Origin of the sequence: Pseudomonas sp. SH10-3B (assembly GCF_019891415.1) — a bacterium.
Lineage (GTDB): Bacteria > Pseudomonadota > Gammaproteobacteria > Pseudomonadales > Pseudomonadaceae > Aquipseudomonas.
In genome coordinates this window covers 1-26963 of the sequence record NZ_JAFLXD010000053.1, presented here as the reverse complement: position 1 = coordinate 26963, position 26963 = coordinate 1, and the positions used below count along the sequence as shown (strand labels likewise).

Here is a 26963-nt window from a genome sequence, read left to right as displayed (position 1 = left end):
TCAGAACTGAGCCGCAGCCTTGGATTTGGCCAGGTAGCGCGCGGGCGAATCTCCCAGGTTGCGCCGGAACACCGAGGTGAACGCGCTGGAACTGCTGAAACCCAACTCGAACGCAACATCGGTGATGGATGCGCCGTGGCTTAGCCGCGCGGTGGCTTCCAGCAGGCATACCTGTTGGCGCCAGGACACGAACGTCATCCCCGTGCCCTCGTAGAAATGGCGGGTGAAGGTGCGTCGGCTCATGTTCGACCAATCAGCCATCTCATCGAGGGTGATCTTCTGCGTGGGCGCATCCAGGAAGCGCTGACAGGCTCGCGCCAGCCGTGGCTCGCCAGGCAATGGCGCGCTGAGGGGCAGCTCGGGCATGGCACCGATTTCATCTATCAACAGCGTCAACACGCAGCGATGCCTCACGCTGGGCAATGTCGAAGATTCGATAGCCAGCGCCGCCTCCAGCAAATGCCTGAGCAGGGGCGACACTTCAAACACCTGACAGCGCGCCTGCAACCCCGCGCGCTCAGCCGCCTCGGCGTTCAAGTAGGTATTGAGCATCACCACATCCCCGCGCATATGCATGGCGTGGGGTACACGACTCGGCACCCAGATCGCCCGCTGCGGCGGTACCACCCAGTTGCCGAGGTCGGTGAACATTTTCAATGCCCCGGTGGAGGCATAGGCGAATTGCCCGCGTGAGTGCGTATGGCGCGCAAAGACAGTGCCGCTGGGGTATTCCCGCAGCGTTACCACGGCGTCTGGGCTGGCGGAATCGAAAGTCGGGATCATGGCCCGATTCTGTCAAAACATGACCTTACATAGCAAGCGGGCCAATCACCCCTCCCCTAACATCACCGCCTTTGAACAAGCGCAATGACCAAGGGAACATTCCATGCTGAAAAAACACCTGGCCTTAGCCGTGCTCGTCACCCTGGTATGGGGCGTGAATTTCCCCATTACCAAACTCGGCCTGCGCTCGATCGACCCTTTTGTCCTCACGGGCATCCGCTTTGCCCTCGCCGCGCTGCCGCTGGTGTTCTTCATCAAACGCCCGGCAGTCAAATTCGGCTACGTGGCCGCCTACGGCGTCATCTTCGGGTTGGGCATGTGGGGCGTGATCAACTATGGCATCCAGGTCGGTGTCAGCCCGGGCATCGCCTCGCTGCTCATTCAGCTCAGCGTATTTTTCACCATGGGCTGGGGTTATCTGTTGTTCAAGGAACGAATCCGAGGTCCGCAAGTGGTTGGTGCTGGCCTCGCATTGGTCGGACTGGCCGGGATTATCTCGACGCAAGCCGGCGACCATGCGCTGCTGGGTGTCCTGCTGATTGTGCTCAGTGCCGTGGCGTGGAGCGTTGGCAACGTCATCATCAAACAATCGGGCGTCAAAGAGATCTTCGCGTTCATGGTGTGGGCCAGCCTGTTCCCCCCCATTCCACTGTTCCTGATGGCTTGGTGGATGCGCGGCAGCGCGCCCTTCGAAAGCTTAAGTGCGAGCCTCGACCTGGCCGCCGCCGGGTCCATTCTTTTTCAGGTCTACCTCGCCACGCACTTTGCCTATTGGGGCTGGAACTCGTTGCTCAGGTTGTACCCCGTGTCGACGGTGGCACCGCTGTCGTTGCTGATTCCGGTATTCGGAATCACCAGTTCGATACTGATCACCGGCGAGCACCTGTCCACGCCAAACCTGCTTTGCGTTGCGGTAATCATCGCGGGCCTGGCAGTGGGGTTAACGCCCCAATACGGACCGCACATGAGCACAACCCCCAAATAATCCGTTCAACCATAAAGCCCTCAGCGAGCAGTTCTCACCGGGATATGCTCGACAACGTATTCAACCAACTGACTCAGGCTTTGCTCGAACGTCTGGTTGGCCGTATCGATAACCAAATCAGGGTTCAAGGGCGGCTCGTAGGGTGCATCTATCCCGGTGAAGTCGAGAATTTCCCTGGCTCGGGCCTTGCGATACAGGCCCTTTGGGTCACGCTTCTCACACGTTGCCAGGTCTGCCGCGATATAAATTTCGTGGAAAGACGTGTTGCTGGCCGCGGCACGAGCACGAGCGCGCCCCTCGCGATAGGGTGAAATAAACGCCGTGATGCAAATCATGCCCGCATCGGCAAACAGTGCTGCCACTTCACTGACCCGGCGGATGTTCTCTGTTCTGTCTTCCTCTGAGAATCCGAGGTTGGCGTTAAGTCCTTTGCGAACATTGTCTCCGTCCAGTGTGTAGCACGCGTAGCCAGACCTCAGTAGATGCGCCTCCAAGGCCATTGCCAAACTCGACTTTCCGGACGCCGAGAGGCCTGTAAACCAAAGTACAGCGCCTTGTGCCCCCATGTAATGGGCGCGCTCGGCCTGGGTCACATGGTGACTGACAGACGTCAAGTTAGGGGTATTGAAAGGCAACTTCATAAGTTTGATCCAGCGTCTCTTAATGGTAGTCCGTGGTCTTGGGCACTTCAGGCATGGGCATCTTATGGAGTGATCAACCCCCCACTTCTGCCAGGTAGGCGGCTAAATACTCACTGGGAAAGGCGGCCTGTGCCAATCCTTTGAGGCCGTCAATAAGCTCCCCACGCCATTTTTCAACCAATACCGCTGAGACCTTGCGTTTATCGACGCTGACGCCGGCCGAGCGCAGCAACCGTCGGCTTCGCCGCATGGAGTTCGGGTCATTTTCAATGTAATACGATAGAAAGCTACGTTTTATCGAGTTCAAATGAGGGAGCAAGAACTGTTCGGGTTTCCCCCGTTGATCGGCAGACAGTACTTTTAGAATCCGATTCAGCACTCTCATGGCCTGAAGTTCATGGCCCGTCAGTGAACGGTTGTGCTGAATACTCTGCGGAGAGCGAGGCCTCAAGGTAAAGCCGGCGTGCGCCTCAATCTGGTCGTAGAAACCATTGGGGTCATCACGTAATAACTCGACGGGAATAACCAGTACATTGGATGCGCCGAACAGTGAAGCGTAAAGATCATACAACCTTGTGTAATTCAGAAGTTGGAGCAACATGGCATGCCACCGCTCGGCAAACACACAAGGGTTTTCAGAGGCGCCCTCTTTGACCGCCTGGTTGTAGTAGCTGTCCACAAACGACAACGGACTTCTTGTCACAATCAGTACTTTAGCGTCGGGTAACTCATGCTTCAGCGCCGCCGCCACCAGGCGTTGGTACGTTTGAATTTCAACGGTCGTCACCGGTCTCGGGGCCCAGCCGCAGAGTTCTTCACTGCTCACGAAAACAGGGGTGTCAGCCTGTGGTTGATGGGGCGCTATAGTCGATTGCCCCGGCCCGCTCAGATAAGCCTCCAGCGAAGCCCCATGCACAATATTCTGCGCGTAATTGTGCCATTGCAGCACCTGCACATCGCCCCGCTGCTGTGCTGCGGCCTGTATGTAAGTTGACGCTGACTTGGGGAGGCCAATATGAATAAGCTGCATTAAATATCCTGTCGGGCCCCCGCGACAACGATCGGCGCCCCCGTGAGTGAATTTAGCGACCCGCAGAAGCCTGCGGGCTTAGGCAATTCGCCTAGGTCAGTTTCGTCGCTTGAACCTTGACCAACTCCTCCTTAGGAGCGAGCAACTTTCTTTTCAGCCAGACACGTACATTGACGTGCTTATCTTCCAGCAACCACGCGAGCACAGTAGCGAACAGTGTGCAGATAAGTGCAGACAGCCAGGCATTAGGCACGCGCGATGAATCGATATACTGAGCCACTAAAACGCGAATTGGCTCATGTGTCAGGTACAGCGCATAGGACACAAATGCCCCCTTTGCAGCCATCCATCTGAGCGGTGATGGAATATGAAGATTTTTGCAGGCCAGTACCACCAGCATCATCCCTGCACCTGTAAAAATCAGAAGCTGCAAGTCATACATATTTACATGACTGGCGAGTGAGAGTTTCTGAAATCTCCAGAGGATCCCAGCCACAACGGCCATCAGAGGAATAACAGCCTGCCGCCAACCGATCTTTGGCGCGTAAACGAATATCGCCGCGCAGGCTGCGCCCAGAAACCACTCCCATGCCACCGATTCCCACACAGTGAAATACCCAACCACCAGGGTCGCAGGGCCTGCCATTAGCATTGCAAGCGCTTTCTCGATCTTTCCCATCGACCGCCAAAAAAAAGCGATGCCAAAAAACACATAGAGCCACCACTCAATAGCGATCGTCCAAAGAACACTGTTCCCCCCATAAATCCTTATAGGCGGCACGCCATCGATCATCCTCGCAAAGGGCGTGTGCTGAAGCTGGAAAAGGTGCCCAATAGAATCCCAAGCCGTCGGCGGCACACGCCCCAATAAAACAATACAAATCAGAAATGTAATTATCAACCCGGGAACATATAGAACATATATCCGGCTAAACCGATCTATCATGTACTCGCTAAAACTGTATTGGGTTTTACTCAGGCATTGATAGGCAATAAGGAAGCCTGACAGCCAGAAAAAAATAACAACCGCAAGGCTTTGAAATGGCATTTCCCCGCCAAACCAAGTGTCAGGAACCAGTGAAAAGGTGTGCCCTAACAGCACCACAAACGCTGCCAATGCTCGTATTGCATCGAGCATGCTTGACTGGCCGATGGATAATCTATTAATCAAGAACAATTCCCTTTTTTATGACTCGCCATATAACAACTCATCTATTTTCAACGTTGTTGAAATGAAGAGACAAATGCTTCCATGCCCTATTGGCGTGCGGACCCGGCACGTCACACTTACGCATAACGTGCTATGCCCTGCGCAAAAACGAAAAAACCGTCATTCAAATGAGAATGACGGTTTTTTTGAAACTTAGCCGCTTCATGGCGCGTCCGCTCGTAGCGCTGTCTGCTCCAGCGTACGTACCGCAACGTCCCAATCCTCGGGCGTATCAATATCCAACGACTCGCGACTGTCAGTCATCACTAACGGCACAGTCCCGGGGCCGATGAAACGCTTCTGTTCACGAAGAACGTCTGGCGCCAGCAGGTAAATCGAACCATCCAGCGTGTAGGCTGGTTCCAGATCCTGAGAACGCTTCGACAGGCTCTCCCAACCGAGGAAAGGCGTCATGGTGTCCCCGTCCAACTTGAAACACCAAGCGGGATGGGAGCTGGCGGCCGTAACACTGACCACGGAGCGGGAAACATCCTGCTGGTACTGCAACACCGCGCGCCGAATGGACTCTGCCGAACGAAAGGGTGAGGTCGGCTGCAGCAACATGACACCGTCGACGGCGCCGTGAACAGCCTCATATTCATCCAGCACCTGCACCACTACGTCAAAGCTGCCGGCGGTATCGGTGGCCAAATGCGCAGGCCTCATACTGAGAACACAGCCACCAAACGTGCGGGCAACCTCAGCAATAGCCAGGTCATCCGTCGAGATCACCACATCGGTGACAACACCACTTCGCTGTGCCGCTTCAATTGTCCATGCAATCAACGGCCGCCCACCCAGAACCTTGATGTTCTTTCCGGGTAGCCGTTTGGATCCGCCCCTCGCGGGTACGATTGCCAGGATTTTCATTTCAGCGCCACAAAGTCGCGCAACATCGACAACCCGACTTTGCCACTTTTTTCCGGATGAAATTGAGCGCCCCACACATTGTCGCGCCCGATAACCGCCGCCACTGCAGTATCGCCGTACCGGCAATCTGCAACGCGATGAGCACCATCGTCAGGCACAGCCATGTAGGAGTGCACAAAATAGACCGCGCTATTGTGCGGTTCTACCGAGGCCAGCAATGTTCCTTCCCAGGAAGGACGCCCTGCGGCACAAACCAGATCGGACCAACCGATATGCGGAATTTTCAGACGAGCGCCGCTGTTATCAACGGCGGGTATGGGTTCTACCGTACCCGGGATCAATCCCAATCCGTTGATAAGGCCAAACTCGTGACTGCAATCGAGCAACAGCTGCATGCCCAGGCAAATACCAAAAAGTGGCGCACCCGAGGAAGCGTACTCTTTGATTGCCTGATCCATTCCATTCGCCGACAACATCGTCATTGCATTGGAAAATGCGCCCACACCAGGCAACAGAACCTTAGTGGCGTCCTTCAACGCATCGGGATCGGAAACCAGGTTTACCGTCGCACCACAGTGCTCAAGCGCCCGACGGACGCTGAACAGGTTGCCTACGCCATAATCGATAACAGTAACTACATTACTCATAGGTTCGAACCCGGATCCCGCCAGCAGATGCTTCTGTTCGGATGTCAGCCAACGATGCTCGCTTGAAGTGAAGAATGTCAGCCATAGCGACTGCATCCGCCCCCCTCCGGACCACCTCGACGGCATCCTGGGCTTTGCCCATGCCGCCGCTGGCAATAACAGGAATATTGACTGACTCGGTCACGGCCTGGACAAGCGCCAGATCGAAACCTTTGCGAGTGCCTTCGCGGTCGACCGAGGTCAGCAGAATTTCTCCGGCACCCAGCGCGGCCGCCTGCTTTGCCCAGTCAACAACGTCAATGCCGGTGCTTTCACGGCCGTTGTCGGTGAACACTTCCCAACGTTCCGGCGAGACGCTTTTTGCCTCAATCGACAAAACCATACATTGGCTGCCAAAACGTCGAGCGATCTCGGTAATCAACTGTGGGTTGCTTACCGCAGCAGTGTTGACGGCCACCTTGTCAGCGCCACATCTCAACAGATGGGCGACGTCGTCAGTCGATCGCACGCCTCCGCCGACGGTCAGAGGAATAAACACATTCTCTGCCGCCTGCTTGATCAGCTCACTCAGGCTGTTGCGCCCATAAAGGCTCGCGACGCAATCCATGTAGATCAATTCATCAATGCCCTGCTCGTAGTAGCGCAGGGCATGTTCGTTGGGGGACCCGACAATGCGGAGTCCCTCAAGATGAATGCCTTTAATGAGATTGGCACCTTTCACATCAAGGCGGGCAATCAGTCGCGTGTTGCTCATTCAGCGTTAACCTGAGGATTCCAGGGGGTGTAGCGCAGTTTCCATTCGCCATCAACCACATGCCACAAGTGCGGAGAACGGAAACGATCACACGTCTCCAGGAACTCTTCACGGGTCATGCTGATGTACTCAAGGAATTCCTTTTCGTAGCGCGATGGGTATTCGCCCTCGTAACGCTGCATCAACGCAATGGCTTCGTCCTTGTCGATGTGGTGGTTACGAATCTCCTGAGCGGAGTCCATCATCGAGCGGCCGACGCCGAACTTGATCCAACGCGTGAAGTAGAAGAAACCATCCACCTTGTCATCAAGGCTGTTGTACTTGGAGTACGTGCCCTCGGTGCGAACAGGGTTGGCCTCAAAACCGGTGTGTTCTACGGCGTAGTAGTAGGCTTCCTGCGGTACCCACTTCTTGTAGTAACCCAGGTATTTGAAATCGATACCCTTACGCTCAAGCACTTCGGCTGGCATTGGCAGATAGCTTTTCAGGTCGACCAGCGGAACGCCTTCGTCCAGGTATTCGCCAATTTTCTTGCCACCCAGATAAACATCGCGAACGTCTTTACCACCGAAATAATCCAGGGAAAAACCCTCGCTTTCCGCGACTTCATTGGCGGCCGCGTAGCTGGAGGTTTTATGGGAAATCTTTTCGCCGTACTCGCCTGGCATTTCTCCGTAGAAGATCAACGGGATATTCAGTTGAGCTGCCATTTTGGCAACGAAGGTCTTCTGCCCCAGGATGAACGGCTGGAAAGGGTGCAGCAGGTTGATGGTCGCATTGCGGGTCAGCAGGCGGTGAATCTTGCCATTCGGGGTATACAGATAGTTATCGAAGCCACCCACATGCAGCCACTGCTGGAAGTTTTTCCAGCCGATATCGGTATACAGATGCGGCGACCAGGTCACGGTCAGCGGATTCATGCCGTACTTGTACTTCAACAGGTGAGACTGCATGGCGCTGTCTTTGCCACCACTGCCACCTACGATGCAGTCATAGGTGCCGTCGGACTTACGATGCTGATTGCACAACTCGACGAGTTCGCGCTCGCGCTCGTCCCAATCGATTTCGCCATCTTCCTTGAGTATGTTGAAACGGCAAGCGTGGCACACGCCGTCTTCGTCAAAGCTCAGGGTTGTCTTGGTCGATCCATTGCTGTGCGCGTACTCATTACTCGACATCGGCTGCTGGTTCGACATGTTGCACTTTTTGCAGAACTTAACGTCGCGCGGCAACCCGTAATAAACTTCCAGTTCACTTTTTGGCTTGCTGAACCTTGAAAGATCTATAGATGAACTCGGGGCAATTTTCAAAACCAATCTCCAATCACGAAATTATTTATTGAACAGTGTACTTGTACGTGCCAACAGCGGGTCGTTGGGTCTGTATCGCTTACGCCCCGTCTGCTGCACGCGCTCGAACAACAGTGGTATATCGCTCTGACCCCCAAGATAAACGAATTCATCGATTACGGCGGGGTCCACACGTAGATACCAGCGCTTACGTGTATTCGGTTTATCGGCCTCTCATGGAGGCCACTATTTTTGCATCTTCAGTCGCTTAACGTTTTTTCCTACCGTGTTGCCTGACATCAATTGGAAACTTTTGAACGCCACTGGATGCGTCAGACGCACAATGCTTGCGCAGCCCACTTCATGGGTTGCGACCAAGGGCCTGACAAGCGCATTTTCCCAGAGGACGTTGGTCAACTGAGCTCATGATTTTTTTGGCTGAACTTTAAATTTCGACTCATGAATCCGCATTGGAGAACTCACCACCAAATGCCCTGCTTGCAGGTCCCTGACCAACGTACTTCCCGCCGCCACGATGGCGTTCTCGCCAATACTACGGCCTTGCAGGGTGGTGGAACCTGCGCCAACAAATGCGCCAGTCGCCACCTTGACTCCACCGCATAAAACAGCCCCGGGAGCGATGTGAACATGGCTTGCGATTATACAGTCGTGATCGACCCTGGCCCCGGTATTTATGATCGTGTTGGCACCTATGACGGAATCGGGCTGAATCACTGCCCCCGCCATGATTTGGGCGCCCGCCTCCAGCACTACAGTGGAGTCGATCCATGCTGCCGAGTGCAGAAGTGCTGGAAACGTATAGCCCTTGGCCGTCAGTTCCATAAATACCTGCATCCGGCGATCGCTGCCGATAACTTGTCCCAGACCATTGACCAATGCCACTTGGGTCGGATCCAGCCCATTAAGCGCCTCGTCTCCCCCCAATACCCTTACGCCCCGCCAGAACTCGATACCACTGTGCGCCAGAACGGGATCGCAGACCCCCTTCACCACCGCCCCCATCGACTGAAGCAGCGCCAATAACACCTTCGCGTGGCCCCCGGCGCCAAGAATGACGAATGGAAGCTGGGAAACGTCGCGACCTGACTCCGTCATTCGATGATCTCACCGGCGCGATAGTTGCGCGTAGCCACTGCTCCTACTCGCTGCCACAACTCGGTCGCAGGCAAGCCGCTGCCAGAGCGCGCCGTGGTCAGATCGGCGCGGGCGAACCGCTGACCCGAAGTAATTTCGCGTGCAGCCACTACCTGCTGACGAGCAGCCTTGCGGGTATCCCACTCACTGGGTTGTGGCGATTTCCCCGGCTTTCCAAGGGCCAGTTCCAACGCTCTTATCTGCCTTACCATGTCAGCAAGCTCAGCGGGCTCCAGCGACGCCTTGTGATCCGGGCCCGGCATGGAACGATCCAGCGTGAAATGTTTTTCGATTACAGTCGCACCACGAGCGACCGCGGCAACGGGCACCAGTAATCCTTCGGTATGGTCCGAGTACCCGACTTCAAGCCCGAACGCTTCTTTCAGCGTATCCATGGCACGAAGGTTAACTTCCGCCATAGGCGTAGGATATTGCGAAGTACAGTGCAACAGCGTGACATGGCCGGCCAATCGGCCTCTTGCCTCATCATCACTCCAGCACCGCCACACTTCATCCATATTTGCCGGTTCGGTTTGATTGCACAGTGCGTGCGCAACGATAGCCAGACCTTGCTCGACCTCACTCAGTGTCGCCATGCCCGTGGACAGGATGAGTGCCTTCCCGGTCCTGGCAAACTGCCAAAGCAACGGTCCGTTGGTCAGCTCGCCCGAAGGAACCTTGAAGAATGGAATATCCAACGAACACAGAAAATCCAGGCTATCGCTATCAAAAGCGGTGCTGATGAACTCAATGCCACGGGCTTTGGCATGGCTTTGCAAATCAGCGTGCCAGGCGCGGGGCAGTTCAAGCTTCTGCAGCATCGCCAACTGGCTTTCAGCCGCGTCGGTCGTTTCCTGCTGATACAAGGCCTTGGGGGCACTTGCAGACGCCAATTTGCGCGCATCGAACGTCTGGAACTTTACCGCATCGGCCCCAGCGCTCGCGGCCAAGTCGACCAGTTCGAATGCCAACTCGCGCTCACCATTATGGTTCACACCGGCTTCAGCAATAACGTACACCGCATCTTTTTTGGGTAGTTTCATACGTCAACTCAAATCATGAAATGTTTTGTGACTTAATAGCTCACAAGTTTCAAGAACGGCCACAATAGCCTCGGCGACTTCACCCTGCCCATACGGGTTGGTTGTTTCCCTGCAAGACTGTGCAAATGGCGCACTCAGCGCCAACGCAAGCGCCGCGACGATGGAGTCCTTATCGGGCGGACAGGCCAACACCGAGTCCGCGCAAAGCCGGCCAGCCTGACGCATGCCAATATTGACGGTCGGCACACCAAAAGACGGCACTTCGATGATCCCACTGGAAGAATTGCCGACAACCGCTGAAGCGCGTGCGACGACACTGAGGTAGCGACGAAAACCCAATGAAGGGATCGCCAGGACCCGATCAGGATGGCGACCAGCAAAATCCTCCAGCAACGGAATGATCGCGCGACCACCGTTATCGGCATTCGGGTAGGTCAGAATGACGCGATAATCCGCGAACTCCTCAAGGGCCAGCAACAAGGCGTTGAAGCTTTCAACTGGATCCTCTGTCAACGCCGTGACCGGGTGGTAAGTGACCAGGATGAGCGGTGCATCCACATCAAACTGGAGGCTCTCGCTTAACTCTTGTGCCGACATAAGCGGCGTGCGCCTGATGTGATCAAGCCCCACCGCTCCGACATTAAAGACCCGCTCGGGGCTTTCACCCATCTGAATGACACGCTGCCGATAAGGCTCAGCCGCGACGAAATGCAGGTATGCCATTTTCGTGATTGCATGGCGAATGGCATCATCATAAGCGCCCTCCGTCAGCTCCCCACCGTGCAAATGAACGACAGGAATGCGCATGACCAACGCCGCCTGAACAATACTCAGCGCCTCGAATCGGTCACCCAGCACCACCAACATCTCCGGGCGCAAACGGTCCAGGGCATCAGCAAAACCCAGGGTCCCCAAGCCCATCGACTTGGCCACGCCGACGTCAGTATTGGAAGACAGAAGCATCTCGACCTTAGCGTCGATGGCAAAACCATCCTGCTCGATTTGCCGCCAGGTCTCTCCAAACTCAGGAGAAAGGTGCATGCAGCTGACGATGGTTTGCAGCTCAAGCAGCTCGCTGGCCTGAATGCCTTTCATCAGCCAGTACAGCAAGCCGTACTCAGCGCGAGTCCCGGTAAATACGGCGACGCGACGTGTCATAAGCGACCCGCAGGCGGCACGCTGCTGGGCAGGTTAACGATACGCTCCTCCAGCCAATACGAGTTACTCAGGTCACCCTTCAAGCAATGCTCGTAAGTCGGCAGATGGCTCATCAATTTCCAGATCGGCCGCGTCATGACACCACTGTCGTTGGTTGCTTTCAGCAGCGCGTCACGCTGCGTCTTGTCATTGCAGATAACCGCGTTCAACCAGTAATTGGATTTGCCATGCGCCGGCTCGGTAAAAAACTGCAAGTCGGTTTGTGCCAGCTCATGCTTGTAATTCATTGCCAGCTTTCGCTTGGATACCAGGAATGAATCCAACTGTTCCAGCTGCGCACAACCCAGGGCCGCATTAAGGTTCGGCAACCGGTAGTTGTAGCCCACTTCATCATGTACGTATTCGTAAGCATGAGGCTGTTTGGCAGTGGTCGTAAGATGCTTGGCTTTGGCACCCAGCACCTCGTTGGTCAGCACCATGCCGCCGCCGCCAGTGGTAATGATCTTGTTGCCATTGAAACTGAGGGTGCCGATCAACCCGAATGTACCGGTATGACGCTCCTTGTAAGTGCTGCCCAGAGACTCGGCAGCATCCTCCACCAACGCCAGGCGCCAACGAGCACAGACGTCCATGAGCGCATCCAGCGCTACAGGATGGCCAAATGTGTGCATTGGCAAGCAGGCCCTGAGCACACGGTCGTCACTTCGCAAACGGCAAACGCCATCGGCGTCGATAAACGCTTCGGACTCAAGCCAAGCCTCCAGGGCTGACGGCGAAAGACCCAAGGTCTCGCGATCGACATCAACGAAAACAGGTTGAGCGCCACAATAGGCAATGGCATTGCACGTCGCGACAAATGTCAGGGCCTGAGTAATGACCAGGTCACCCGGCTTCACGCCCGCCAACAAAAGGGCTATGTGCAGTGCCGCAGTACCGTTCACGGTCGCTACGGCGCGCTCACTGCCGGTGTAAACCTGCATGTCCTGCTCGAAACGATCTACAAAGGCCCCCACGCTGGAAACGAAGGTCGATTCGATCGTGTCTGCTACATACTTTTTCTCGTTACCGGAGAACACCGGGGCATGCAACGGAATGAACTCATGTGTTCCGTATTGATCGCGTACAAACCGAACTAGGGCATTAAACATTTCGAGCCTCAAACGTTATAAATATTGGCTTTATATTTGCTGAGATTTTGAGGCTGGGAAAACCACTCAACCGTCTTTTCAAGACCTTGACGAATCGAATACTCAGGTTCGAAACCGGTAAGACCGTGGATCTTTGAGTTATCACACCACAAGCGGAAAACTTCAGATTTCTCTGGACGCAGACGTTGGTCATCCGTCAGGAACTCCACATCGCTATTCATCAATTCGCGAATGATATTGAGCGTATCACCTACCGAAATTTCAAAATTCGAACCGATATTTACTGTTTCGCCGATCGCTTGTTCGCAACGGGCCAATTCCAGGAAACCACGGCAGGTATCGGCGACATAGTTGAAGTCGCGAGTCGGGGTTACATCACCCAACTTGATCTGTTTCTGCCCGGCGGCGATCTGGCTGATAATCGTCGGGATAACCGCGCGCGCAGACTGGCGAGGGCCGTAGGTGTTAAATGGCCGGGCAATCGTCAATGGCAGATCAAAGGCATTGAAAAAGCTCATCGCCATGGCATCAGCGCCGATTTTTGAAGCACTGTACGGCGACTGCGCCTGCAGCGGATGCTTCTCATCGATAGGCACGTACTGGGCAGTCCCGTACACCTCACTCGTTGACGTATGGATAATGCGCTTCACGCCATTTTCCAGGGCCGCCTGGCAGATATTCAATGTGCCTTTGACATTGGTGTCTACGTAACTGTCCGGGGCGACGTACGAATAAGGAATGGCAATCAGCGCTGCCAAGTGAAAAACGATGTCGACACCTTTAGTGATGTGCTTGCAATAGTGCGGGTCACGCACATCGCCATTGAGCACCTCAATTCGAGACAGGCAATCGACATCCTCAAGCCAACCCCAATAGTTGAAGGAGTTGTACTGAGACAACGCCTTGACATTATAACCCTCACGCACGAGCAGCTCGGTCAAATGCGAGCCAATGAACCCATCCGCGCCGGTCACTAAAACTGTAGTCATCGTTCAACCCTTAACGTACTTGCCCCGAAGCTCCAGAGCCCAAGACACAAAAAACCAGTTACGCAAGAGTCCTACAAACGGATCCTGCTTCAAAAATTGCGACACGTGCAAAAGCACGCGCATACCACACCGCACCGAACCGCATAGAGATAACCTGGCTGGCAACCCGCAAGGCAATGCCATCAGAGGGAGCACATCTTGCACTGAACAGCCCGGCTTGCGCCATTAGCTGCCCAACAAGTAGCCGGCAGCAACGATGACACAGCGCAGCCTGCGACGCAGCGAAACCAGAGGTGTAGTAAAAAATCAAACAGGGGGGAGGCTCCCATTACTTTACGCCAAGGGAGCTTTGCCAGGATCAATCGCGAGCCGCCTGAAAAGCGTCTCGCAAGAAATCGGTGAGCATGCATCCCTGCAATGATTGGCCGATCATACCAGCTCAAAGAGCGCCGAAAAACATCCCTCGCCACTCTTCCTACAAAAACCAGTATAAGTCGCTTACGTTGCGCATGCCTGAACCGCACACTGATCACTCTTGTTGACTTACGAGACCTGTCGTGTAGGCTTATTGCGCCCCTGTTTATCAGCTGCGGCTGCACAACAGTTCGGCTATTAAAAAGATTCGGAGCGTTATAGAGAAGTAGACAGGGAAGCTCTGCTCCGAGGTACTCCAGTCAGATTAGGAAGTCGAAAAAGTGAAGGATTGGAGAGATACCGTAGTCTCGCCGAACACTCCGTTGCGCGAAGCGATTGTTCGCATTGACGCCTGTGGAATGCAAATGGCACTGGTGTTGGATGATGACGAAAAACTGGTCGGGCTACTCAGCGACGGTGACGTCCGCCGAGCAATCCTCAAGGAAGTCCACCTTGAGACGCCGGTTGCCGAGGTAATGAACGAGGCACCGCAGACTGCTCACGCAACATCTTCCAGTAACGAACAATTGAACCTGATGCGCCGAGGTGTTTTGCACCATCTGCCGCTACTGGATGATGAACAGCGCGTGGTGGGTTTAGCCACTCTCGATGCCCTCACGGGAATACTTGAGCGCCCAAACTGGGTGGTATTAATGGCTGGCGGCCTGGGACAACGCCTGCGCCCCCTGACAGAACACTGTCCCAAGCCGATGCTGATGATTGCCGGAAAGCCCATATTGGAGTGCATTCTGGAGAGTTTCATCGAGCAAGGATTTCGCAACTTCTTTCTCTCCGTCAACTACCTCGCTGAAGTGGTACGCAACCACTTTGGGGATGGCAGCAAATGGGGTGTGCGAATTCGCTACCTGGAAGAAAACAAACGACTAGGTACGGCAGGCGCCTTGTCGTTACTGCCCAAACGCCCCGAGCACCCTATTCTGGTAATGAATGGCGATCTCTTGACCCATGCGCGTTTCGACGACTTGTTGCAGTTTCATGAAGATCACAACGCCGAAGCCACAATGACAGTACGCGAGTACGACTTTCAGGTGCCCTACGGCGTGGTGAAGGTCGACGGCTCAGCCATTACCGGCATTGATGAAAAACCGATACACAGCTTTTATGTCAACGCGGGCATTTACGCTATTTCGCCTTCAGTGCTCGACCGCATTCCCTCGGGCACTTTTTACGACATGCCGACAATGTTCGAGAACCTGATCGAGGCCAAAAGAGCCACTGCGGCATTTCCCCTGCGTGAGTACTGGCTCGACATTGGTCGCATCGAAGAATTCGAACGCGCACAACATGAGTGGTCTGCGAAAAAAACCGAAAGGCAGTCTGCAAACTAACGCAAAACAGCACAGTGAATATTCCATGAAAAAAATGCTTTTGGTCCTGACTCTTTTGACCGCAACCGTGGGCACCCTTGCCGGCTGCGATCAATCATCCGACAAACAAGGACAAGCTCTCGGCCGCCCAGCTAAAGCTACCGCCGCAGTGACCCTTGAGAATCAGGCCCTCGAACTTGCACTGTCTTCTCCCGAAGGCGCTGCACAATTGGCCGCGAAGTCCCCGGAAACAGTTGCCGTTGCTGCGATGCAGGCGTCTGAAAAGGCGCTGTCGGAAATCAACTCCTCGCCAGAGTCGGCAATGGTGAGGCTGAATGCCTACGCACAACTCGCATCAGCCGCCTCTGCCGCAGCCCCGCAGTCGCAAGTTGCGAAAGACGCAGCACAGAAGGCTAAAAGCGCTAAATTGCGAGCCACCGCTGCAATCAAGGACGCTAAATAAATAGCAGTCGATCCAAAGAGTCTTGCGGGCAAGCGAGTGATAAGCACAAATCGCTCGACTTCGACGGCACAACGGGTTGTGCGAAGGGTCGAAGGGGACAGAACGTTCAAAGGCCCGCAAGCTGCGCTTTTTGAGAAAAAATTCCTACTCTATTTTTTCCAATACAAAACCACTTCATTAGCTTAGCGACGGAGATGTCAGGACGATGCACGCAACAAAAGGTGAGGAATGAAATTGGGCTCTCCACTCCCCGGCAAAAATGTACTTTTTGTCGTAAACGAAGCCGGGGAGTTCGTCGAGCTTCGCCGAGTCGCTCAGGCTGCCAAGATGGCTGGTTACGCCGTCACCTTCCTTTTCGTACAAGCGGGTTATATCAACCTCAAGCCTGACCGTGCATTTTGTCGCATGAATGGCTTCAGCGCTTACTACCCAGGGCGTCCATTAAAACGCTCTGTACAGTCGATAAAGTACGAAAAAATCGCGAACGAGCTTGAAAACGGCTACATCCCCCACTCGCTGATGGAAAAAGCCAGTCCCAAAGGTCGCGCGCTCACGTGGGCCGGCCTGGTTCTGACGACAGTGCTCAGCCCGTTTTTCAAGCTGCATGACATTGCCACCCGCTCGGCGCAAAAGCGCACGGAAAAAACCAACAGTAAAAACTTCCAACCGTTTAACTACGCGCGCCAGTTGTACAACGTCCTCAAGCCTTCAATGGTGGTTTTCGGCCAGGAATTCCCCGGCTCGGTGAACACCTTGCTGACGAAAATCTGCAACAAAGATAACGTCCCGACACTGATCGTCCCGTTTGCGGTGGGCACGGCCAAGGAAATGGTTGAAAGCCTTTCCGACAAACCGATGTACGAAGCGGACAGGAACATCCTTAACAAACTGGCGGCGTTTCTGTTTCCGCACTGGGTCAACTACTACGCGTCGAAGAAACTCCTTCGCCTGCCCGGCCAGCGAATATTCCTGCTCGAAGCCTTCGGTTTTGCGCCGGAACACCCGTGGATCCCTAACAACAGCAAAGTCACCTGCATCGCCGTCGAAAGCCCTGAAATGGAGCGCTACTATCGCCGCATGCGCTTCCCGGAGCAGCAGTTGCGCCTGACCGGCGCTGCGTACGACGATGTCATGCACGCTGCAAGAGAATCGCAAACCGCTCGGGAGCGCATTTTCCGACGACTGCGCCTGGATCCTACAAAGCCTTTGCTCGTGTGTGCCTGGCCCACCGACCAATATGGCTCACGCAGCATCCCGATGGAGTTTCAGGACTACAAGGCACTTTGCAAGGCGTGGGCGAAAGCACTCGCAAGCGTCAGTCGCTTTACTGATTTCAACGTGATCATTCGTCCACATCCAGTCACCGACCCCGAGCTTTTGAGTGAGGTCCTCAGGCCCTATCGCCTGCACCACCGAGTGACCGATATCGACACACTTGAACTCGTTCCGGCGTGCGACCTGTTTGTCGCGTGCGTGTCGTCCACTCTGCGCTGGGCCACGGCATGCGGGATTCCAGCCATCAACTATGACTGCTACGACTACGGTTATACCGACTTCGAAAACGCGAAAGGCCTTGTTACGACCAACCGCTACAGCGTCTTCCAATCGACACTGGAGCGCTTGACCGACAACAAGGAAGCCTACGCAGAGGCGCGAGCCAATCAAATCGAATGCGCTCATGAATGGGGGCTGCATGACGGTAAATCGATGGCGAGAATTATCGACCTGTTCGACGAACTGACCAGTGCTCAGCCTATCTCCACACCCTCAACCAGAACCTGACCCTCATGAGTACCGAAGAAAAAATCCGTCCGCCTCTCAAGGAAACGGTTGTTAACAATTCCCGCCGTTTCGACCTGCGCGGCCTGATCAGAACCCTATGGGATTTTCGCTTACTGTTGTGGGTGTTCTGCAAACGCGATCTGAAGGGACGTTACACACAAACGATCTTCGGATTGGGCTGGGTCGTCCTGACGCCACTCATTACCGTTGGCGTATTCGTTATCGTGTTCGGCATCATGGTCAAGGTGCCGACTGACGGGCTGCCAACCATTATGTTTTACCTGGTGGCGGTCATACCCTGGTACGCCTTCATGAACGTCCTCAACCCCTCGGTCCAGATGATCGAGGGTAATGCGGGCCTGATCACCAAAGTCTACTTCCCGCGCCTGCTGATTGGCGGCGCCTACGCTGTAGGCGCTGCCGTCGACTTCCTGATCGCCTACACGTTGCTGATTACGCCTTTCGCCATTATCTATGACGTCTGGACGATTCAATTGCTGCTCATCATGCCGTTGCTACTGGCCTGCACACTCATGACAGGCCTGGGCATAGGGTTGATGCTTGCGCCATTGAATGCCAAGTATCGAGACGTGAAACATCTGGTGCCCTTGGCATTACAGCTTTTTTATTACTCAACACCTGCTATTTACCCAGTCTCGGCTGTCCCGCCCTGGGCTAAACCCTGGTACGCGGTCAACCCGCTGTCCCTGGTCATTACCGGCTACCGTGACGCCATGCACGGACACTGGCCCGCACAATCCACCCTGCTTACGCTCATTGCCATTGCGGTAACTTGCTTCTCGGTTGGTGTGTTCATATTCCAGCACTTCGATAAAAATGTGGTAGACACCCTATGACGTGGGCCATTCGTTGCGAGAACATTTCCAAACTTTATCGTATTGGCAAATCGAACGTCACCGCTGCCGAAATGATCAATATGCGTATTCGGTGGATGCTCGGCCGAGTAGTCAACCCACTGAAGAAGTCGAACGCCGCAAAGCCGGTGGAAACCACTCACGAATCGCACACCATTCTTGACGCACTGCAGACCCAGGACGCCCCCCCCAACCACTTCTGGTCGCTGAAGGACGTGGATCTGGAGATAAAACAAGGTGACCGAGTCGGCATCATCGGCCCCAACGGTTGCGGTAAAAGTACCCTGCTGAAAATCTTGTCCAGAATCACCTCGCCTTCGCACGGCGGCTTTCGCTTCCGTGGACGCTTGATCAGCCTGCTGGAGATTGGTACGGGATTTCACGGCGATCTCAGCGGTCGTGAAAACATCTACCTGAACGGCTCGATCATGGGCATGAAACCTCAGGAAATCAGCCGCCGCATCGAGGAAATCATCGAGTTTTCGGAACTCGGGGAACTGATCGACACCCCGGTGAAGCGCTATTCCTCAGGCATGTATGTGCGCCTCGCCTTTTCGGTGGCAGCCCACCTCGAATCCGAGATTCTCATCGTCGATGAGGTTCTGGCGGTAGGTGATGCCGCGTTCCAAAGACGCTGCACCGAAAAAATGCTTCAAGTCGCCGACCAGGGACGCACACTGCTGTTCGTCAGCCATGACATGGACGCCGTCAACCGTATTTGCAATCGAGCCGTCCATATGGCCCACGGCCGTATTATCAACGACAGCAAAATCGAACTGCCAAAAAGCGTCGAAGATAAACAACTTTCCACGCAAACCGTTTCAGACATCACTCGCTCTTATATACGCTCGGGCATTCAGCTGACCCCGGCGGTCACTTGGGCCGAGGTCAACGCGCCGATGTTTGACGATTGCGTAAGACTCGACTCGATCATGGTGCTGGATAAAAACGGTGATCCGAGCCCCGAATTTGACGTGAAGGAAGAGTTTGTCATTGAGGTCAAGTTCACCGTGCTTGAGGCGAAATGGCCGATCAATGTACACCTGCACCTCAAAGACCTGGCCGGCCATTACGTCCTGGTGGCCATGGACAACCTGTACACCGGCACGGATGTTCGGGCGGTAGGACAGTATGTCGAGCGCTGCACGGTGAAGTCGCCGCTGCTCAATGTCGGGGACTATCGTATCGATGTTGAGCTTTGGCCTGGTGCTGAACTCGATCACAGGATCATCAAGCAGGCCGTTATCAGCTTCACGGTTGCCGATGACAGTGAACCGACCGGGGTTCGTGGAAACTGGCCCAACGCGTGGCCCAACTGCATGGTGCGGCCTCAACTGGCCTGGGATGTAGGCATGCCCGTCAATCGTCAGGCGCGATAATCAGTGGTCTCGGACAATGCGCGCCCCCTCTCCCTTGCCCTCCAGGGGAGAGAGGTGATTTTGATCTCGTCTCCACATCAGCTTTTACATGCCCTTTGTGCGCTTCGCTTCGATAGAGAATCCAGGCGTATTGCAAACGAAAGCCCAGTGACCCTGGTGCTCTGGTCCTATCAGTTGATGGACCACTCGCCGAACTCACAAAGTCGGCAATTTTTTGATACTGCACTCAAAAGTTTCCCCTTCGTCACCGCAGTGCTGCCATCACTGAAAGAACGAAAATGGCCGTTGTCGCCATACCGAAAACTGTCAAAACGCGTTGAGTGGCTCAGGAAGTATTTGGACATCACTCCCGGAGAGTGTGTCGCGTTCTATTACGCGCACGATGCCAGTTCGGAACATACTGCGCAGGCGTTCATGCAGGCGCTATCAGCAAAACGGAACATTTGTTATGGCGATTCACCTGGCTTTCTCTATCCACCTACAAAGCCCCCTGCCCCGACCTTTGATATCAGTCTTCGCGGGCTGAAGCATTTGTTTTGGTTCAGTCGCGTCAACATTGCCAACGATTGGATTACAGCAGAGACGGCATTGACCGTCATCGATTTTGACGACTTGGACCGCTCCCTTCCTTACCCCGAACACACCATCATCCCTAGCGAAATTCTCGTCCAGACGCTAACCACGTTGAAAAGATTTTTCGCACCCGTGCTCCAGCTTGAACAGGACATTGGCACAAGATCAAAAACCGAACCTACCTGGCTACTCATCCTCAGCAACTTCACAAGCAGCAAACTGACAGATGAGTCTGATGAGCTTGAGCTGTATGTCCAGATCTGCAAGGAACACGTAGCACCGGGCGGCACAATACTGATTAAAAAACATGCCGGAACGCCCGCCGCATTCGTGGAACAGTTAGTGCAGCGCCTCGATAGCTATCACGCAAAAAAACTGCCTGAGCGCCTGGATAGCCTGCCTATTGAATTTCTAGGTCACGTACTCGAATCGTGCGGGATTATTTCCGTTTCATCCGCGTCCGCGCTACTGAGCTTATTACAAGCGCCCCACCTCATTCACGCACTGACTGCGCAAAACATCGAAAAGTTCTTCAGGCCGGCTTATAAAGACTACATGACCCTGGCCAACGAAAAAATACTAAAAAAAACCAGACATACCCTACCAACACTTCGCTCAACACCTTTAAGAACTGAATAATGCTCCGTCTCAATATAAAAACCGTTGCGCCCCTATGTATAGCCACATTGATAGTCCTCGGTATTTCAACGTTAGTCTATTCCCTGCACAAGGAGACTTCCAACGACGACACCGTTATTGACAGCCTCCCCTACACCATCACCCAGCCAGGGAACTATAGGCTTGAGCGATCGCTGCACAGCGACCGCAACGGCATTGAAATCCTTGCCAGCAATGTCACCATCGACCTCGATGAAAATACACTCAGTGGACCTACTGACGGTGATAACACCGGATTCGGCATCTTTTCTTTTGGCCAAAGTAACATCACCATAAAAAACGGACTTATCCGTGGTTTCCAATACGGGATTTATCTTTCTGGGTTCTCCGACCTCGCGACTCACTCGTCAATGCTAGAAGGGAGCAACCATTTAGTCGACGGTATGAATATACGTTTCAGCACCTTCAGGGGCGTTCGGGTCGAGGGTGAGAACTCGATTGTTTCTAACAATATGATCTCCGACATCGGGGGCGACACGACCACTGAGAACGCTTATGCCATGGGGATCGAAACTTATGGCAAGGAAATCCTCATCCAAAACAACAGCCTCATGGAAATAAGAGGCCAAGGGATTCAGGATATTGGTGAGGGTGTGGGAATTTCACTCTCGCGATATGGCGAAGGCAGTGTCGTAGACAATAATCGCGTGGCCAATCGAGAGCTCGAAATAAGCAGCAGTTCTCCGGCCTGGCAAACCAGATCAAGATCGACCTACGGTATATGGGTCGGTGGCGACGGCATTAAGGATGTTGTCATCAGCAACAACCGGGTCAACAACTTCAAGCAGGGAATAACGTTCAAACGGTCTGAGTCGGGCTCCATCGTAGGCAACCGCGTCACCAACGCGTTTATCCCTTATTACCTCCCCGAAAACGAAGACAGAACAAGAGTGGCAGACCTTGGGCAGAATACTTCGGATGAACAGAATCTTGATCTGAAGCCTGGGCGGGCCACGCCTGGCCAGATTGAAACCGTGGAACCCCCTTACCTCACCTACCTTTCACCGCTGCATCGGCGCTCTAACCCGGCCTTCCTGCCTCGGCCAAACCCGACCAATGGCGACGACATCATCATTGGAATCGGCGAACGAAACATGGTCGATTACTGGGTCCCAATCGACCCAAGCAAGCCCGACAGCCCTGTATTCATTGATTTGGCGGCAGGACGAGCGACCGGCGGCGGTGGAAACGATCGCCTGATCAACATTCGCGGCGCCCAGGGTTCGCCCTACGACGACATAATTCTCGGCGATGACAACAACAACTTGTTGGCTGGCGGAAGTGGCAACGACCGTATTGAAGGCCGGGAAGGAAATGACTATCTCTATGGCGATGATGGAGACGACGAGCTGTTTGGCGGCCCAGGTGATGATGTGCTGGATGGCGGTGACGGCAACGACATTCTGTGGGGCGGTTCGGGCGCCGACACATTCATTTTCTGGAAAGGGAGCGGTGGCGGAAAAACCATTATTGGAGACTTTTCAGGCAGCGACGGCGAGCAAGACCGAATTGACCTTGCGGGTGTTGTATCTACCTTTGAAGAAGTAATGGATGTATCGGAAGAGGTGGGCGACGACTTGCTTATCACCCTTAACGAAGATGATTCAATCTTGCTGCTCAATGTAAAGAAAGACCAGCTCACCCCTGCTGACTTCATCTTCTGACATTGATACCTAGCACTATCAGGCGCTTGCCAACAGGCTCGCGCCGCCTGTTGCTATACGCGACGCGTTACAATCGCGAGCGCCAGCCCAAGATTCCCTATTAGCGTCTGACGGTATACGCCTGAACGTATAACCCCCCAGATCCGCGCAACGAATCGATTCTTTCTCGCCGCGGAAAAACGCTCAAGAATCTGTTTGTTTTCCGCAGTAAATTGGTGGCTGATCGCCTGCAACGAAACAATATTATTATCAATCCAGCGCTGATAACGGCCGCGCCATAGTTCCCGTGCGCGCTTACTGTTGTTGCGAAAGCCACGATTGGTACCAATGCAATTCAAACTGTGCTGACGGTAACGAACCGTCGGCGTTGCATCATAATAAATTCGGCCATTGCAACCGCTGACGATCATATAGGCCCACCAGTCGTGAGAGGCCACAGGAACACTGTCACCGGCCTCACGAATCAGATCCATCAGTGCCTGATTGAAAACCATGGTATTGCCACCGGCAATATTTTGAACGAGCGCGTTCTGAAATTTTGCTGGCTTTGAAAAGAACGAAGAAAAACCGATACTCTGGCCGAGTTCATCAATCAGCTCCGTGCGCGAACAATAGAGCGCGGGTACAGAAGCATCTCCACTGGCCAGCCAATCCACAGCGATCCGGAGTTTGTCTTCATGCCAAATATCGTCTTGATCACACCAGGCGTAATAGTCGGCATTCACATCAGGTCGACAGCTAACCGTTAAAAAGTTGCGGACAAACCCCTCGACCGGACCGCCAGCCAGCTCGATACGCTCATGCCCCAGGCGCTCAACATGGGCAGTAACAATGGCTCGCGTAGAGTCGCTGGACCCATCGTCAGAAACATAGATTTTAAAGTCCTGATGGGTCTGACAAGCAATTGAACTTATTTGCTCTTCCAGAAAGCGCTCACCATTTCGAGTGCACAACAATACGGCGACAGAAGCATTAGCAGTCAAGCCCTCGCCATCCTTTGGCACGTGATTGAAATCTAAACTCGTTGAAATCCCGTTTACAGTCACGTTTCATCAATCCCCAAAATCTAAGTATCAGTGCCGATAGCAATAAAAATTGGCGCTTCACAAAACGAAAATACCTTCGAGCTTTTTTTGCGTGAAAGTCAGATTCGCTATGTACACAAACGCCATTATCGCCCATCAGAAAAATCTGATCTCGAAGGGGCATTTTCCACTCCAGCTGAAAGATTGTCTATCTTACGGTGAGTGAAAAACGCTTTTTACTACATTGCAAACTGCCACTAGTCGGCAATCATCCCTCATGATGTACGAAATGTCTTACAACCCCCGCAACGAACCTTGTCAGGCAAAACGGCAATACCCCTCAAAACGTCCTGAATTGAATGCCCTCAATATTTTCGTGACGCCCCGTAAAAAAGGAGCGCCGTCCAGCATTCATTGATATTCATCTCAAAAATACAATTTTCGAAATGTAAAAAGCGCTCTAATAGACGCCTATTGATTGGCTTTAAAGATTCTGGAGTTCGCAATGCCCCATGAAGGCAACCTGCTACAAGCAGCCGTGGTGTTCCTGCTCGCGGCCGTGCTGACCGTGCCCCTGGCCAAGCGCCTGCAATTGGGCGCGGTGTTGGGCTATCTGTTTGCCGGTGTGATCATCGGCCCGTCGGTGCTGGGCCTGATCGGCAACCCGCAAAGCGTCGCGCAGTTCTCCGAACTGGGCGTGGTGTTGCTGCTGTTTATCATCGGCCTGGAACTGTCGCCCAAGCGTTTATGGGTGATGCGCAAGGCGGTATTTGGCGTCGGCCTGGCCCAGGTGCTGCTCACCGGCCTGGTCATGGGCGTGGTGGCGTTGTGGCTGTTTGGCCAATCGTGGAACAGCGCGATTGTGCTGGGCCTGGGCCTGGCGCTGTCGTCCACCGCATTCGGCCTGCAAAGCCTGGCCGAGCGCAAAGAGCTGAATCAGCCCCACGGCCGCTTGGCGTTTGCCATCCTGCTGTTCCAGGACATCGCCGCGATCCCGCTGATTGCCATGGTGCCACTGCTGGCCGGTAGCGATCATCCGACCACCGAAGCCCAAGGCCTGAAACACGTCCTGCAGATCCTCGGCAGTATTGCCGTGGTGATCATCGGCGGGCGCTACCTGCTGCGGCCGGTGTTTCGCATCGTCGCCAAGACCGGCCTGCGCGAAGTGTCCACCGCCACCGCCTTGCTGGTGGTCATCGGCACCGCCTGGTTGATGGAACTGGTGGGCGTGTCCATGGCCCTTGGCGCGTTCCTCGCCGGCCTGCTGCTGGCAGACTCGGAATACCGCCACGAACTGGAATCCCAGATCGAGCCGTTCAAGGGCCTGCTGCTCGGGCTGTTTTTTATCAGCGTGGGCATGGGCGCCAACCTCAGCCTGCTGATCAGTTCGCCGCTGGTGGTGATCGGCCTGACCCTGCTGTTGATTGGTTTGAAGCTGCCGCTGCTGTACGCCGTGGGCCGCATGGTGGGTGATCTCAACCGTGAAAGCGCTCTGCGCCTGGGCGTGGTGCTGGCCGCAGGCGGTGAGTTCGCCTTTGTGGTGTTCAAGATCGGCCGCGACCAGGGCCTGTTCGAGCCACACCTCTACGACGTGCTGGTGCTGACCATCACCCTGTCCATGGCCGTCACACCGTTGTTGCTGCTGGTGTGCCCGAAGCTGTTCAAGCCCAAGGTCAAACCGGTGGAAGTACCCGAGGAATACCGCGCCATCGAAAGCGATGCGCCGCGCGTGGTGATCGCCGGCATGGGCCGGATGGGCCAGATCGTCGCGCGGATCCTGCGCGCGCAGAACATCTCCTTCATCGCCCTCGACACCTCGGTGGAAACCATCGAACTGACCCGCAGTTTCGGCGGTATGCCAGTGTTCTACGGTGACCCACAACGTCCTGAGATCCTGCACGCAGCCAAGGTCGACCAGGCGGAGTTCTTCGTGATCGCCATGGACGACCCGGAGATCAATATCAAGACCGCCGAACGGGTGCGTAACCTCTATCCGCACATGAAGATCATCGCCCGTGCGCGTAACCGCCAGCACGTGCACCGCCTGGTGGACCTGGACGCTTCGCCGGTTCGCGAGACCTTCTACTCCAGCCTGGAAATGAGCCGCCGTACCCTGGTGGGCCTTGGGTTGAGCCAGGCCCAGGCCGATGCCCGCATCACCCGCTTCAAGAACCACGACCTGCAATTGCTCGCCGCCCAGCACGCGGTGTACGACGATGCGGCCAAGGTGATGCAGACCGCTCAGGAAGCGCGGACAGAGCTGGCGCGACTGTTTGAGATGGATCGACTTGAGGAAGAGTCCGATAAGGTGTGAGGCTAAGGATGAACGATATTGCGATTTTTCTGACAGAATACGCCGCAATTTCGTTCATCCCTGGAGCGCTTCATGGTCAATTTCACCAAGACCGCAGTCCTGTTGGCCCTCGCGCTTACCGCCGGCAGCGTATTCGCCGCCGCCAAGCCGGCCACGCAAACCATCTCCACCTTGGGCGGTAAATTCAGCTTCAACCTGCCCAAGGCCTACGCCGCCGACACCCTCCCGGCCGGTAAGGCCGAGGACGGTACCGCTGATACCCAAGGCACGATGTACGCCAACCAGACCACAAAAAGCGTAGTGATCGTCGCCGAAACCGTGCGTAACGACGGGGTTACTATCCAGGATAATGACCCGCAATTCCTCGACGGCGCCGTGGCTGGTTTCGTCAAGGACCAGAGCTCCGCCCTGCCCGACTTCAAGAAGCTGAGCGAAAAGAAACTGACCTTCAAGGGCCTCGGCCTGCGTCAGGTGGACAGCACCGCCACCCAGGGCGGTGGCAAGACCTTGAACTCCACGTTCCTCGGCGGCTCCGGCAACCACTTGCTGGTAATCCAGGCGATCTCGCGGGCCGATGATGCGAAAGGGCATGCAGAGCTGGTGAAGCAGATTACCGGCGGCAAATAACAAAGAGTCCTGACAACCCCCATCAAATGTGGGAGGGGACTTGCCCTAATGCCAGTCAGTTAAGCGTACATCGCCTCCTGTAGGAGCGAGCTTGCTCGCGAAAAACGTCAACGATAACGCGTGCTTCCTGAATGAACGC

At 54.6% G+C, this 26963-nt stretch carries 24 protein-coding genes; 10 read left to right on the top strand and 14 right to left on the bottom strand.

Translation table 11 applies throughout. The features are described from left to right. Positions 1-783, bottom strand: coding sequence for a helix-turn-helix transcriptional regulator (locus J1G35_RS26905; protein ID WP_223016504.1), 783 nt, complete (start codon positions 781-783; stop codon positions 1-3). Between the two features lie 103 nt (positions 784-886). Between J1G35_RS26905 and J1G35_RS26900 the strand changes: the two genes are divergently transcribed. Next, positions 887-1768 (top strand): EamA family transporter, encoded by an 882-nt coding sequence (locus tag J1G35_RS26900; protein WP_223016503.1) that lies wholly within the window; start codon positions 887-889, stop codon positions 1766-1768. A gap of 20 nt (positions 1769-1788) precedes the next feature. Here J1G35_RS26900 and cysC read toward each other — a convergent pair whose 3' ends face one another. From cysC to J1G35_RS26840, 12 genes are all read right to left on the bottom strand, one after another. Further along, positions 1789-2409 carry an adenylyl-sulfate kinase gene (cysC, locus tag J1G35_RS26895; protein WP_053140681.1) on the bottom strand — a complete coding sequence of 207 codons (621 nt, stop codon included), beginning with the start codon at positions 2407-2409 and terminating at the stop codon, positions 1789-1791. 73 nt (positions 2410-2482) lie between these two features. Continuing rightward, positions 2483-3439: a hypothetical protein gene (locus tag J1G35_RS26890; protein ID WP_223016502.1), complete on the bottom strand. Its 957-nt coding sequence runs from the start codon at positions 3437-3439 to the stop codon at positions 2483-2485. Positions 3440-3530: 91 nt separating this feature from the next. Beyond that, positions 3531-4610, bottom strand: a complete 1080-nt coding sequence (locus J1G35_RS26885) for an acyltransferase (RefSeq protein WP_223016501.1) — start codon at positions 4608-4610, stop codon at positions 3531-3533. A gap of 201 nt (positions 4611-4811) precedes the next feature. Beyond that, positions 4812-5519: an acylneuraminate cytidylyltransferase family protein gene (locus J1G35_RS26880; protein WP_223016500.1), complete on the bottom strand. Its 708-nt coding sequence runs from the start codon at positions 5517-5519 to the stop codon at positions 4812-4814. Next, positions 5516-6166 (bottom strand): imidazole glycerol phosphate synthase subunit HisH, encoded by a 651-nt coding sequence (hisH, locus tag J1G35_RS26875; protein WP_223016499.1) that lies wholly within the window; start codon positions 6164-6166, stop codon positions 5516-5518. The genes J1G35_RS26880 and hisH overlap by 4 nt, the downstream gene beginning before the upstream one ends. Further along, the gene (locus J1G35_RS26870; RefSeq protein ID WP_053140694.1) at positions 6159-6920 is read right to left on the bottom strand and encodes an imidazole glycerol phosphate synthase cyclase subunit; all 762 of its coding nucleotides are present in this window, start codon (positions 6918-6920) and stop codon (positions 6159-6161) included. The genes hisH and J1G35_RS26870 overlap by 8 nt, the downstream gene beginning before the upstream one ends. After that, positions 6917-8230 (bottom strand): N-acetyl sugar amidotransferase, encoded by a 1314-nt coding sequence (locus tag J1G35_RS26865; RefSeq protein WP_053140697.1) that lies wholly within the window; start codon positions 8228-8230, stop codon positions 6917-6919. Before J1G35_RS26865 ends, J1G35_RS26870 begins: the two co-directional genes overlap by 4 nt. Before the next feature lie 402 nt (positions 8231-8632). After that, positions 8633-9325 (bottom strand): acetyltransferase, encoded by a 693-nt coding sequence (locus tag J1G35_RS26860; RefSeq protein WP_223016498.1) that lies wholly within the window; start codon positions 9323-9325, stop codon positions 8633-8635. Then, positions 9322-10407, bottom strand: a complete 1086-nt coding sequence (gene neuB, locus J1G35_RS26855; RefSeq protein WP_223016497.1) for an N-acetylneuraminate synthase — start codon at positions 10405-10407, stop codon at positions 9322-9324. Before neuB ends, J1G35_RS26860 begins: the two co-directional genes overlap by 4 nt. Positions 10408-10410: 3 nt before the next feature. Further along, entirely contained in the window at positions 10411-11565 is a 1155-nt protein-coding gene (gene neuC / locus J1G35_RS26850) for a UDP-N-acetylglucosamine 2-epimerase (RefSeq protein WP_223016496.1), read from the bottom strand. Continuing rightward, positions 11562-12713 carry a LegC family aminotransferase gene (locus J1G35_RS26845; protein ID WP_223016495.1) on the bottom strand — a complete coding sequence of 384 codons (1152 nt, stop codon included), beginning with the start codon at positions 12711-12713 and terminating at the stop codon, positions 11562-11564. Before J1G35_RS26845 ends, neuC begins: the two co-directional genes overlap by 4 nt. 8 nt (positions 12714-12721) lie before the next feature. After that, positions 12722-13702, bottom strand: a complete 981-nt coding sequence (locus tag J1G35_RS26840; protein WP_053140711.1) for an NAD-dependent 4,6-dehydratase LegB — start codon at positions 13700-13702, stop codon at positions 12722-12724. A 695-nt stretch (positions 13703-14397) separates the two neighbouring features. Here J1G35_RS26840 and J1G35_RS26835 point away from each other — a divergent pair. From J1G35_RS26835 to J1G35_RS26805, 7 genes are all read left to right on the top strand, one after another. Then, positions 14398-15465, top strand: coding sequence for a nucleotidyltransferase family protein (locus J1G35_RS26835; protein ID WP_053140714.1), 1068 nt, complete (start codon positions 14398-14400; stop codon positions 15463-15465). Beyond that, entirely contained in the window at positions 15422-15907 is a 486-nt protein-coding gene (locus tag J1G35_RS26830) for a hypothetical protein (RefSeq protein WP_156338351.1), read from the top strand. Before J1G35_RS26835 ends, J1G35_RS26830 begins: the two co-directional genes overlap by 44 nt. Positions 15908-16135: 228 nt before the next feature. After that, positions 16136-17689 (top strand): hypothetical protein, encoded by a 1554-nt coding sequence (locus J1G35_RS26825; RefSeq protein ID WP_223016494.1) that lies wholly within the window; start codon positions 16136-16138, stop codon positions 17687-17689. 5 nt (positions 17690-17694) lie between these two features. Beyond that, positions 17695-18546 (top strand): ABC transporter permease, encoded by an 852-nt coding sequence (locus tag J1G35_RS26820; RefSeq protein ID WP_032885379.1) that lies wholly within the window; start codon positions 17695-17697, stop codon positions 18544-18546. Next, the gene (locus J1G35_RS26815) at positions 18543-19943 is read left to right on the top strand and encodes an ABC transporter ATP-binding protein (RefSeq protein ID WP_053140723.1); all 1401 of its coding nucleotides are present in this window, start codon (positions 18543-18545) and stop codon (positions 19941-19943) included. The genes J1G35_RS26820 and J1G35_RS26815 overlap by 4 nt, the downstream gene beginning before the upstream one ends. A gap of 147 nt (positions 19944-20090) precedes the next feature. After that, positions 20091-21155 (top strand): hypothetical protein, encoded by a 1065-nt coding sequence (locus J1G35_RS26810; RefSeq protein WP_223016493.1) that lies wholly within the window; start codon positions 20091-20093, stop codon positions 21153-21155. Continuing rightward, positions 21155-22858, top strand: a complete 1704-nt coding sequence (locus J1G35_RS26805; RefSeq protein WP_223016492.1) for a hypothetical protein — start codon at positions 21155-21157, stop codon at positions 22856-22858. Before J1G35_RS26810 ends, J1G35_RS26805 begins: the two co-directional genes overlap by 1 nt. 53 nt (positions 22859-22911) lie before the next feature. Here the strand turns inward: J1G35_RS26805 and J1G35_RS26800 are convergent, their stop codons facing one another. Beyond that, complete coding sequence (locus J1G35_RS26800; protein WP_256243963.1) at positions 22912-23841, bottom strand: glycosyltransferase family 2 protein; 930 nt, start codon at positions 23839-23841, stop codon at positions 22912-22914. A gap of 547 nt (positions 23842-24388) precedes the next feature. Between J1G35_RS26800 and J1G35_RS26795 the strand changes: the two genes are divergently transcribed. Next, on the top strand, positions 24389-26197 hold the full coding sequence (locus J1G35_RS26795) for a monovalent cation:proton antiporter-2 (CPA2) family protein (RefSeq protein ID WP_053140730.1): 1809 nt from the start codon (positions 24389-24391) through the stop codon (positions 26195-26197). Between the two features lie 72 nt (positions 26198-26269). Continuing rightward, complete coding sequence (locus J1G35_RS26790) at positions 26270-26824, top strand: hypothetical protein (protein WP_223016491.1); 555 nt, start codon at positions 26270-26272, stop codon at positions 26822-26824. The last annotated feature ends 139 nt before the right edge of the window (positions 26825-26963 follow it).

Coding starts and splice junctions, on each gene's coding strand:
- J1G35_RS26905 (WP_223016504.1), bottom strand. CDS start 783: ATGATCCCGACTTTCGATTCCGCCAGCCCAGACGCCGTGGTAACGCTG.
- J1G35_RS26890 (WP_223016502.1), bottom strand. CDS start 3,439: ATGCAGCTTATTCATATTGGCCTCCCCAAGTCAGCGTCAACTTACATA.
- J1G35_RS26825 (WP_223016494.1), top strand. CDS start 16,136: ATGAAATTGGGCTCTCCACTCCCCGGCAAAAATGTACTTTTTGTCGTA.
- J1G35_RS26840 (WP_053140711.1), bottom strand. CDS start 13,702: ATGACTACAGTTTTAGTGACCGGCGCGGATGGGTTCATTGGCTCGCAT.
- J1G35_RS26805 (WP_223016492.1), top strand. CDS start 21,155: ATGCTCCGTCTCAATATAAAAACCGTTGCGCCCCTATGTATAGCCACA.
- neuB (WP_223016497.1), bottom strand. CDS start 10,407: ATGAAACTACCCAAAAAAGATGCGGTGTACGTTATTGCTGAAGCCGGT.
- J1G35_RS26870 (WP_053140694.1), bottom strand. CDS start 6,920: ATGAGCAACACGCGACTGATTGCCCGCCTTGATGTGAAAGGTGCCAAT.
- J1G35_RS26900 (WP_223016503.1), top strand. CDS start 887: ATGCTGAAAAAACACCTGGCCTTAGCCGTGCTCGTCACCCTGGTATGG.
- J1G35_RS26845 (WP_223016495.1), bottom strand. CDS start 12,713: ATGTTTAATGCCCTAGTTCGGTTTGTACGCGATCAATACGGAACACAT.
- J1G35_RS26815 (WP_053140723.1), top strand. CDS start 18,543: ATGACGTGGGCCATTCGTTGCGAGAACATTTCCAAACTTTATCGTATT.
- J1G35_RS26795 (WP_053140730.1), top strand. CDS start 24,389: ATGCCCCATGAAGGCAACCTGCTACAAGCAGCCGTGGTGTTCCTGCTC.
- J1G35_RS26820 (WP_032885379.1), top strand. CDS start 17,695: ATGAGTACCGAAGAAAAAATCCGTCCGCCTCTCAAGGAAACGGTTGTT.
- hisH (WP_223016499.1), bottom strand. CDS start 6,166: ATGAGTAATGTAGTTACTGTTATCGATTATGGCGTAGGCAACCTGTTC.
- J1G35_RS26860 (WP_223016498.1), bottom strand. CDS start 9,325: ATGACGGAGTCAGGTCGCGACGTTTCCCAGCTTCCATTCGTCATTCTT.
- J1G35_RS26830 (WP_156338351.1), top strand. CDS start 15,422: ATGAGTGGTCTGCGAAAAAAACCGAAAGGCAGTCTGCAAACTAACGCA.
- J1G35_RS26790 (WP_223016491.1), top strand. CDS start 26,270: ATGGTCAATTTCACCAAGACCGCAGTCCTGTTGGCCCTCGCGCTTACC.
- neuC (WP_223016496.1), bottom strand. CDS start 11,565: ATGACACGTCGCGTCGCCGTATTTACCGGGACTCGCGCTGAGTACGGC.
- cysC (WP_053140681.1), bottom strand. CDS start 2,409: ATGAAGTTGCCTTTCAATACCCCTAACTTGACGTCTGTCAGTCACCAT.
- J1G35_RS26880 (WP_223016500.1), bottom strand. CDS start 5,519: ATGAAAATCCTGGCAATCGTACCCGCGAGGGGCGGATCCAAACGGCTA.